The organism is Nocardiopsis listeri (genome assembly GCF_020741345.1).
Classification (GTDB): domain Bacteria; phylum Actinomycetota; class Actinomycetes; order Streptosporangiales; family Streptosporangiaceae; genus Nocardiopsis; species Nocardiopsis listeri_A.
Map to the genome: position 1 here is coordinate 1 of NZ_DYZD01000322.1, position 7,742 is coordinate 7,742.

A 7,742-nucleotide genomic window follows, 5' to 3' on the forward strand; every position below is an offset into this window, starting at 1 on the left:
CCCAGCATGGCGATGAAGTGCATCGACCACACGGCGATGCCACCGAGGGACAGCGCCGCCAGGATGAGCCACTGCCAACGGACCAGGCCGGTCGTACGCCGGGCCCGCGAAGCGAAGACCAGCCCGAGGAAGGAACCGATGACGGAGACGGCGTAGGCGAGGGCGGGGGTGAGTAGACCTTGGGGGAATATGTCGGCCATGGCCTCAGGCCTCTACTTTCTATGACTCCGGTCACAAATGTGACCAGCATTCACAGATGGTAGAGACCGACCGTAATTCCTGCCAGGGGCGTGGAGACAGATGTCGTGGCCACTTACGGCCAGTCGCCTAGCCGTGGTTTTCGACCGACCGACGATGGGAACCGGGCTGGTTCGAACCCGGGCGGTCGTCCACACCCAGCATCAGGAGCAGGCTGCACACCAGCAGGAAGACGAACAGGCCCACCACGAGCGGCAGGAGCAACTCGACCCCGGTCGATCCGGCCAGGGCGTCGGTGGTGCGTTCGGTCAGGGTGACGTCGACGCCGAACATGCCCGTGTAGTGCATGGCCGATACCGCGACACCCATCACCAGGGCGGCGACCAGAATGCTGAGTGTGCCGCGCAGCCGCCAGGAGAACCACAGGGCGACGGTGGCCGCCACCAGGGCGATCGCCGTCGCCAGGGCGACGAACAGGGGGTCGTGGTGCATCTCCGCGTGCATGTGCATCGAGGCCATGCCGATGTAGTGCATGGAGACGATCCCGGAACCCGCGATCACCCCGCTGATCAGGAGGCGGGTGGTGTTCGGCCTGGTGCTCATCAGGAACAGCGCCACGGACATGACGAAGATCGCGAGCAACCCACTGGCTATGGTGAGCCCGGCGTCGTAGCGGATCGGGGTGCCGTGCACCTGGAAGCCCAGCATGGCGATGAAGTGCATCGACCAGATGGCGGTACCGCCGAGGCAGATCGCGCTCAGGGCCAGCCACCACCACCGGGCCGCGCCGGTGGCCGTTCGGAGCCGGCGGGCGAACATCAAGCCGATGAAGGATCCGATCACGGAGACCGCGTAGGCACCCACCGGCGTCAGCAATCCCGTGTTGAAGTGGTCGATCATGATCTCCGCGCCCCTGGCACAAAAAGGTGGATTCTGAGCCTTAAGGATAAAAGCCCTGGTCCGAGGCGTGGCGGGCGAAGAGTCAGGGGGGCCGTGGTCCCCCGCTCGACAGGTCGACGGAAGCACGTGGCCGTTGGAGAACCCGTTTTCGGTTCACCCGGGATCCTGTGGCCATTGTCACCGCCCGGACGGTCCCGGGGTGAGTGCGCGCGCCCCTGTCGCGCTATTCCTTGGGCGCGCGCATCCCCTCGAAGGCGATGCGGATCAGGGCGTCGGCGATCTCCTCGCAGGCCAGCCCGCGATCGGGCTTGTACCACTCGACGATCGAGTTGACCATGCCGAACAGCAGGCGTGAGGCGACCGCCGGATCCACGTCGCTGCGGATGTCGCCGTCGACCACGCCTTCGCGTACCAGGTCGGCGATCAGGTGGTCGAAGCGACGTCGGCGCTCCAGCGCCCGCTTCTCCACGTCGGTGTTTCCGCGAACCCGCAGCAGCAGGGTCACGTGCGGAAGCTCCTCGACCAGCACCCGGACGCTGCCGCGCATCACGTGTTCCAGGCGGTCGATGGCCCGCCCGGTGGTCGCGCCCTCTTCCCCGGTCACCTCGAACAGCGCGTCCATCGCCAGGTCCAGCGACCGACGCAACAGTTCGGTCTTGCCGGAGACATGATGGTAGATCGCGGACTTGGTCACGCCCAAGGCGCGGGCCAGGTCCTCCATGCTCGTGCCGTCGTACCCGCGTTCGTTGAAGACGCGGGCTGCCACACGCAGTACGGAGTCGGCGTCGTGCCCCGGGCGGCCGGAGCGGCGCCGTCCGGTCGAGCGTGCGGCGGGGTCGTCGGGTGCGGAAGTTCGGGCCACGGTTGTCGAACCTACCTTGCGGCGGAGAGCGGGAGCGCGTGGAAGGTCTGGTCCCTCTCACGTGTCGACCGGATCGGCCTACTGAACGAACGGTCGGTGACACACCCTAGGGCCTGTTCGCGCGCCTTGTGTTCCGTGAGCGAAAGTCCCGAAACGGCATAACGGGATCTCATCCGTCGACATGGGCTGAAAAGGCGGCAGATCGCGTGTCGAGAATCAAACACCGCTAACTTCTTTTCAGTGAAATAGCAGGCCAGAAGGCACGGAAAGATTAAATGCCGGAAACGCCTGCGAGAAGAACGATGGCGTCTTATTCTCGAATCGTCCCCTAACGGGACACCGTTCGATTCCGCCCCCGGGCCGACCGGTTCGGCTCCGCTCTCACAAAGGAACGCCGTGCACGCCATCGACCAGCAGATGCGGGAGCTGCTCCAGACCCCTGGCGTACGCAGTGTCTGTCTCGTCGACTGGCGAGGCGACCACGCCCTGGCCCACGTCGGAGAGGACGACGGGACCTCGGGCGCGGCGGCGATGCTCCAGGCCATCGCCGCCGGGCCGCTCTGCGCGGCCCAGGCGGTGGAGGACGTGGTGGTCACCGAGGCCGACCACCACGTGCTGTTCGCGGTCCTGCGCGGCTCGCACTACTGCGTGCAGGTCCGTGTGGAGCGAGACCAGGGCAATCTCGGGATCGCCCTGCGCCGACTGCGAGATCTGGCCGACAACGTCGAACCGCCCGAACACGACGGCCCCCCGACCCGCCGTGGCCGCGGCCGTCCGACCAGGCCCAGGGCCCTGGTCACCGTGGACCGGCCGGTGCTGGAACGGGTCCTCACCGGGCTGCGCGCCCTTTCGGTGGAGCGTCCCCATGCGGAAACGGTGGTCGCGTGAACGCCGGTTCGCCCCCGCGCCGCCGGGGTCCGGCACTGCGTCGTTGGATCGCCGACCGGAGAGAGCTGCGCCGAATCAACCAAAGGAAAGAGAAGGACATGCCCAACATCGAAGCCGGACTCAAGGAAATGATGGAGATCGAGGGCGCCATCGGTGCCGCCGTGGTCGACTACAGCAGCGGCATGGCCCTGGGCACCCTCAGCTCGAACAAGTCCCTCGACCTCACGGTGGCCGCCGCCGGCAACACCGAGGTCGTCCGGGCCAAGATGCGGACCATGGACCAACTGGGACTGAACGACGCGATCGAGGACATCCTCATCACCCTGTCCGGTCAGTACCACGTCATCCGTCCCCTCACCAGCCGCAAGGGGCAGGGGCTCTTCCTCTACCTGGCGATGGACCGCACCCGCGGGAACCTCGCCTTGGCCCGGCACCGGCTCAAGGGCATCGAGGAGACACTGGAGATCTGAGGCCGGTCCCGGGACGGTGCGTTCGAGCCCGCCTCCACCGTCCCGGGACCGGCTCCGCCCAAGCGCTTTCCCACCTCGCCGCGGATGGGAGAGAATGTCGTCGACCACCCCCCGAACCGCAGGGAGACCGGCGATGTTCCGGATCGCGATCAGTCGGCTCACCGACGACGGCCGACGCATCACCCCCGAACACCGGGGCACGGCCCTGTCCATCGACGAGGCGGTCCTCGCCCTGCGCGAGGTCCTGCCCGGAGTGGACACCAGTGCCTTCGGCGGCGACGCCGTCCAACGCTCGGTGAACCGGGTCAACGACTTCCGCCACGACGTGGGGACCGACGACGGGGAGTTCCGCGTCGTCATCGCCCCCATGATGTGACGGGCGGCCGCCGGGTCCGTCAGCCGGAGCCGAACGCGGAGTCGAAGGAGGAGGTGGGCGGGTCGAAGACGTTGGCCCGCACGAACCTCACCGCCTCCGCCGCGCCCGTCAGTCGGTCCATCCCGGCGTCCTCCCATTCGATGGAGATCGGCCCCTCGTAGCCGATCGAGTTCAGCACGCGGAAACACGCCTCCCACGGCACGTCGCCCCGGCCGGTGGAGACGAAGTCCCAGCCCCGGCGCGGGTCGCCCCAGGGCAGGTGCGACCCCAGACGTCCGTTGCGGCCACCGCCCACGCGCTTGCGGGCGTCCTTGCAGTCCACGTGGTAGATCCGGTCCCGGAAGTCCCACAGGAACCCGACCGGGTCGATGTCCTGCCACACCATGTGGCTGGGGTCCCAGTTCAACCCGAACGCCTCACGGTGCCCCACCGCCTCCAGGGCCGCCTGCGTCGACCAGTAGTCGTAGGCGATCTCCGAGGGGTGCACCTCGTGGGCGAAGCGCACCCCCACCTCGTCGAACACGTCCAGGATCGGGTTCCAACGATCGGCGAAGTCCCGGTAGCCGGCCTGGATGACGTCGTCGCCCACCGGTGGGAACATCGCCACGTACTTCCAGATCGCGGAGCCGGTGAAGCCCACCACCGTGGACACCCCCAGCTTCGCGGCGGCCCGGGCGGTCAGCTTCATCTCCTCGGCGGCGCGCCGCCGCACGCCCTCCGGGTCGCCGTCGCCCCAGACCCGTGAGGGCAGGATGTCCTGGTGGCGGTGGTCGATCGGGTCGTCGCACACCGCCTGGCCCAGCAGGTGGTTGGAGATGGCCCACACGCCGAGCCCGTGCCGTTCGAGGATCTCCCGGCGCCCCTGGAGGTAGGAGTCGTCGACGGCGGCGCGGGTGACGTCCAGGTGGTCGCCCCAGCAGGCGATCTCCAGTCCGTCGTAGCCCCAGGACGAGGCGAGTTCGCACACCTTCTCGAAGGGCAGGTCGGCCCACTGGCCGGTGAAGAGGGTGACCGGTCTGGTCATCGTGCATCCTCCGTTGTTCGGGGGTCGGGGCCGGTTGTGTCACAGCGGGGTCGACCTCGTCGGTGCCGGCACACCGACGAGGCCGAGTATGAGATCGCGGACCTCGGTGGCCGCGAAACGATCCCGGTCCGGGATGGGGCCGTCGCACAACAGCAGCGGGCCGTCCTCGGGATCGGTGTGGGGGCGTCCGTGGGTGCCGCGCACACAGCCCGGATCCAGGGGGACGACGTCCATCGCGTACCGCAGGCCGACCTTCTTGCGGACCAGACCGGCCGCGGCCCGCGCCTTGACCATCGGGTCGGCGGGGTCGAGGAACAGTTCGGCCGGGTCGTAGCCGGGCTTGCGGTGGATGTCGACGCCACGAGCGAAGTCGGGGGCGCGGCCGTCGTCCAGCCAGTAGTAGTAGGTGAACCAGGCGCCCGGGTCGGCGAACAGCACCAGCTCGCCCGAACGGTCGTGGTCGAGTCCGTGGTCGGCCTGCGCCCGCCGGTCCAGGACCAGGTCCACACCCTCCAGGCCGGCCACGACCTTCGTGACCTCGGGCAGGTCGGCGGGATCGTCCACGTAGACGTGGGCGCACTGGTGGTCCGCGACCGCGAAGGCGCGCGAGGCCCACGGATCCAGGTACTCCATGCCCTCCTGCGTGTACACCTCCAGCAGCCCGGCCTCGCGCAGCGCGCGGTTGACGTGTACGGGGCGATCGGCCGGGGTGATGCCGTACTCGCTGAGCACCAGGACGGTGACACCGGCCTCCTCGGCGTCGTCCAACAGCGGAGCCAGGGCGGAGTCGAGGTCACCGACGGCCTTGAGGGCCTGTTCGGAGCCCGGCCCGAAACGCTGCAGGTCGTAGTCCAGGTGCGGGACGTAGCACAGGGTCAGGTCGGCCCTGGGCAGTAGCCGGCGGGTGGCGGCCACGATCCACTCCGTGGAGCGCAGGGACGCGGTCGGACCCCAGTAGTGGAACAGGGGGAAGGGGCCCAGCTCGGCGGTGAGCTCGTCGTGCAGCGCCACCGGCCGGGTATAGCAGTCCGGGGACTTGCGCCCGTCCGCGTGGTAGACGGGCCTCGGGGTGATGGTCCAGTCGGTGGTGGCGCCCATGGCGTACCACCAGCACACGTTGGCGGTCCGGAAACCGGGGCGGTGCCTGCGGGCGGTCTCCCACACCTTCTCGCCTTGGACCAGCCGGTTGTGCTGGCGCCACAGGTACACCTCGCCCAGGTCACGGAAGTACCAGCCGTTGGCGACGGCTCCGTGGTCGGCCGGGGTGGATCCGGTGAGGAACGTGGACTGCACGGTGCAGGTCACGGCGGGCAGGACGGTTTCCAAGCCGGCCTGCCGGCCTCGTTCGGCCAGGGCCCGCAGACGGGGCGCGTGCCGAAGCAGCCGGGGGGTGAGGCCGACCGCGTCGATGACGAGGAGGCGGCGGTCCTGGGGCATGGGGAACGGTCCCTTCCTTCGGGGGTCACGGGCCATCGGTGTTCACAGGGCGGTCAGACCGAGGTCGAGGAGTCGGTCCCGGGTCCAGGCGAGTTCGGCGGCGATCCCCTCGATCAGCCCGTCCTCGCCGACGGGCCTGCGGTCCTCGGGCAGCACCGTCCAGGTGTAGGTCTCGACTTCGAGGTGGTCGGTGCGGGCGCCCTCGGAGCCCAGAAGGTGGGTGAGGGTGTCGGTGAGGTGATCGGTGGTACCGCGCAGCGGTTCGTTCGCGGGGGAATGCAGGGGCGCGTGGAAGTGGGTGCGCCAGGGGCCGCGCCCGCGCAACGGGTGAGGTCCGCGAAGGGCGTCGGGCAGGTCGTCGCGGCCCCGGGCGCGCCCGCCCACGAGTTCGCGGGTCTGGTGCAGGAACCGGTCCTCGGCGAAGGCGGTGAGCGCCTCCCGGGCCCGGGGATCGGTCGGGTCGGGGACCTCCAGGGCCGCCGACACCTGGGTCTTGACCACCGGTAGCCCGGCGTCGGCCAGGCGGGCGAGCGCCGGGCCGGGCTCCTCGAACCCCACCGCCAGGTGGCAGGTGTCCAGGCACACGCCCAGGTGCGCGGGCGACCCGGCGAGGAGCCGGGCCGCGTCGCGGGTGCTCTCCACGACGCACCCGGGTTCGGGTTCCAGGGCCACCCGTACCGGGCGACCCGCGTCGGCGAGTTCGGCCAGGGCCCCGGACAGTTCGGACAGGTGGCCGCGGGCGACCCCCAGTCGCTCCGACGACCAGGGTTCCCGCCAGGCCAGGGGCAGGGTGGAGACGCTGCCCCTCACGGCGTCGTGGGGCATCAACCGGGCCAGGACACGGGCGCAGTCCACCGTGTAGTCCAGCCGGGCGCGATCGGTCCAGTCCGGACCGTAGACGGCGTGCTTGACCACCGGGTCGTGGAAACCGGTGTAGGGGAACGCGTTGAGGGTGACGGTCTCCAGCCCCGCCGTCTCCAGACCCTTGCGCAACCGGTCGACCAGGGCGGGGTCCGCGGACAGCTCGCGGGCCAGGGGAGCGGGAAGCCACAGCCCGAGCCCGAGCAGGTCGATGCCCAGGGCGGAACGGACCCCGCCGCCGAACACCCGGATCTGGCGCAGGACCCCGTCGAGGTCCTCCGCGGGGTGGACGTTGGTGCAGTAGGCCAGGTGGACGACGGTGCCGTCGGGGTGGCGAAATCTCATCCGGCGTCCCCCTCGGGGCGTTCGCCGCGCAGGATCGAGTTGCCCTCGAAGGTGGTTCCGACCGATCCGGTGCCCTCTGGCAGCAGGCGACCGCTTCGGGCGAAGAAGTCCACCGGGTTGCGCCACAGCACCCGGTCCACGTCGTCGTCGGTGAAACCCGCCGCCTGCATGGCCCGCCCCGTGTACAGGGTGGAGAGCGGGTCGCTGTGCCCCCAGTCGGCGGCCGAGTTCACCACCATCCGGTCGGTGCCCCACTCCGAGAGGATCCGCACCATCCGGTCCGGGTCCATCTTGGTGTCGGGGTAGATGGAGAACCCCATGACGCACCCGGAGTCGTGCACCATCGCCACGGTGGTCTCGTTGAGGTGGTCCACCAGCACC

8 protein-coding genes and 2 pseudogenes are annotated in these 7,742 nt (G+C 69.6%); 3 read left to right on the forward strand and 7 right to left on the reverse strand.

Annotated elements, in window-relative coordinates; genetic code table 11:
* From K8V84_RS17270 to K8V84_RS17280, 3 genes and pseudogenes are all read right to left on the reverse strand, one after another.
* A pseudogene (locus K8V84_RS17270) lies at nucleotides 1-200 on the reverse strand (histidine kinase); the annotation flags it as partial.
* A 127-nt stretch (nucleotides 201-327) separates the two neighbouring features.
* Nucleotides 328-1,098: an MHYT domain-containing protein gene (locus K8V84_RS17275; protein WP_304076135.1), complete on the reverse strand. Its 771-nt coding sequence runs from the start codon at nucleotides 1,096-1,098 to the stop codon at nucleotides 328-330.
* Nucleotides 1,099-1,321: 223 nt separating this feature from the next.
* Nucleotides 1,322-1,864, reverse strand: a complete 543-nt coding sequence (locus tag K8V84_RS17280) for a TetR/AcrR family transcriptional regulator (RefSeq protein ID WP_304076147.1) — start codon at nucleotides 1,862-1,864, stop codon at nucleotides 1,322-1,324.
* Between the two features lie 492 nt (nucleotides 1,865-2,356).
* Between K8V84_RS17280 and K8V84_RS17285 the strand changes: the two genes are divergently transcribed.
* The 3 genes from K8V84_RS17285 (at nucleotide 2,357) to K8V84_RS17295 (ending at nucleotide 3,694) form a co-directional block, all read left to right on the forward strand.
* On the forward strand, nucleotides 2,357-2,848 hold the full coding sequence (locus tag K8V84_RS17285; RefSeq protein WP_304076137.1) for a hypothetical protein: 492 nt from the start codon (nucleotides 2,357-2,359) through the stop codon (nucleotides 2,846-2,848).
* 98 nt (nucleotides 2,849-2,946) lie between these two features.
* Nucleotides 2,947-3,318 carry a hypothetical protein gene (locus K8V84_RS17290; protein ID WP_067600519.1) on the forward strand — a complete coding sequence of 124 codons (372 nt, stop codon included), beginning with the start codon at nucleotides 2,947-2,949 and terminating at the stop codon, nucleotides 3,316-3,318.
* A gap of 133 nt (nucleotides 3,319-3,451) precedes the next feature.
* On the forward strand, nucleotides 3,452-3,694 hold the full coding sequence (locus K8V84_RS17295) for a hypothetical protein (RefSeq protein WP_304076140.1): 243 nt from the start codon (nucleotides 3,452-3,454) through the stop codon (nucleotides 3,692-3,694).
* A gap of 19 nt (nucleotides 3,695-3,713) precedes the next feature.
* On the opposite strand, the gene K8V84_RS17300 is transcribed toward K8V84_RS17295, so the two are convergent.
* The 4 genes and pseudogenes from K8V84_RS17300 to K8V84_RS17315 all read right to left on the reverse strand — a co-directional run.
* Nucleotides 3,714-4,718 (reverse strand): sugar phosphate isomerase/epimerase family protein, encoded by a 1,005-nt coding sequence (locus K8V84_RS17300; RefSeq protein ID WP_304076141.1) that lies wholly within the window; start codon nucleotides 4,716-4,718, stop codon nucleotides 3,714-3,716.
* Nucleotides 4,719-4,757: 39 nt separating this feature from the next.
* The gene (locus K8V84_RS17305) at nucleotides 4,758-6,155 is read right to left on the reverse strand and encodes an alkaline phosphatase family protein (protein WP_304076143.1); all 1,398 of its coding nucleotides are present in this window, start codon (nucleotides 6,153-6,155) and stop codon (nucleotides 4,758-4,760) included.
* A gap of 42 nt (nucleotides 6,156-6,197) precedes the next feature.
* The gene (gene eboE, locus K8V84_RS17310; protein WP_304076145.1) at nucleotides 6,198-7,361 is read right to left on the reverse strand and encodes a metabolite traffic protein EboE; all 1,164 of its coding nucleotides are present in this window, start codon (nucleotides 7,359-7,361) and stop codon (nucleotides 6,198-6,200) included.
* Nucleotides 7,358-7,742: pseudogene (locus K8V84_RS17315) on the reverse strand (hydrolase TatD); the annotation flags it as partial. The pseudogene K8V84_RS17315 and the gene eboE, both read right to left, overlap by 4 nt.

Bases quoted from the DNA above. Each gene is read 5' to 3' on its own strand.
- K8V84_RS17275 (WP_304076135.1), bottom strand. From the start codon at position 1,098: ATGATCGACCACTTCAACACGGGATTGCTGACGCCGGTGGGTGCCTAC.
- K8V84_RS17290 (WP_067600519.1), top strand. From the start codon at position 2,947: ATGCCCAACATCGAAGCCGGACTCAAGGAAATGATGGAGATCGAGGGC.
- K8V84_RS17295 (WP_304076140.1), top strand. From the start codon at position 3,452: ATGTTCCGGATCGCGATCAGTCGGCTCACCGACGACGGCCGACGCATC.
- K8V84_RS17300 (WP_304076141.1), bottom strand. From the start codon at position 4,718: ATGACCAGACCGGTCACCCTCTTCACCGGCCAGTGGGCCGACCTGCCC.
- K8V84_RS17305 (WP_304076143.1), bottom strand. From the start codon at position 6,155: ATGCCCCAGGACCGCCGCCTCCTCGTCATCGACGCGGTCGGCCTCACC.
- eboE (WP_304076145.1), bottom strand. From the start codon at position 7,361: ATGAGATTTCGCCACCCCGACGGCACCGTCGTCCACCTGGCCTACTGC.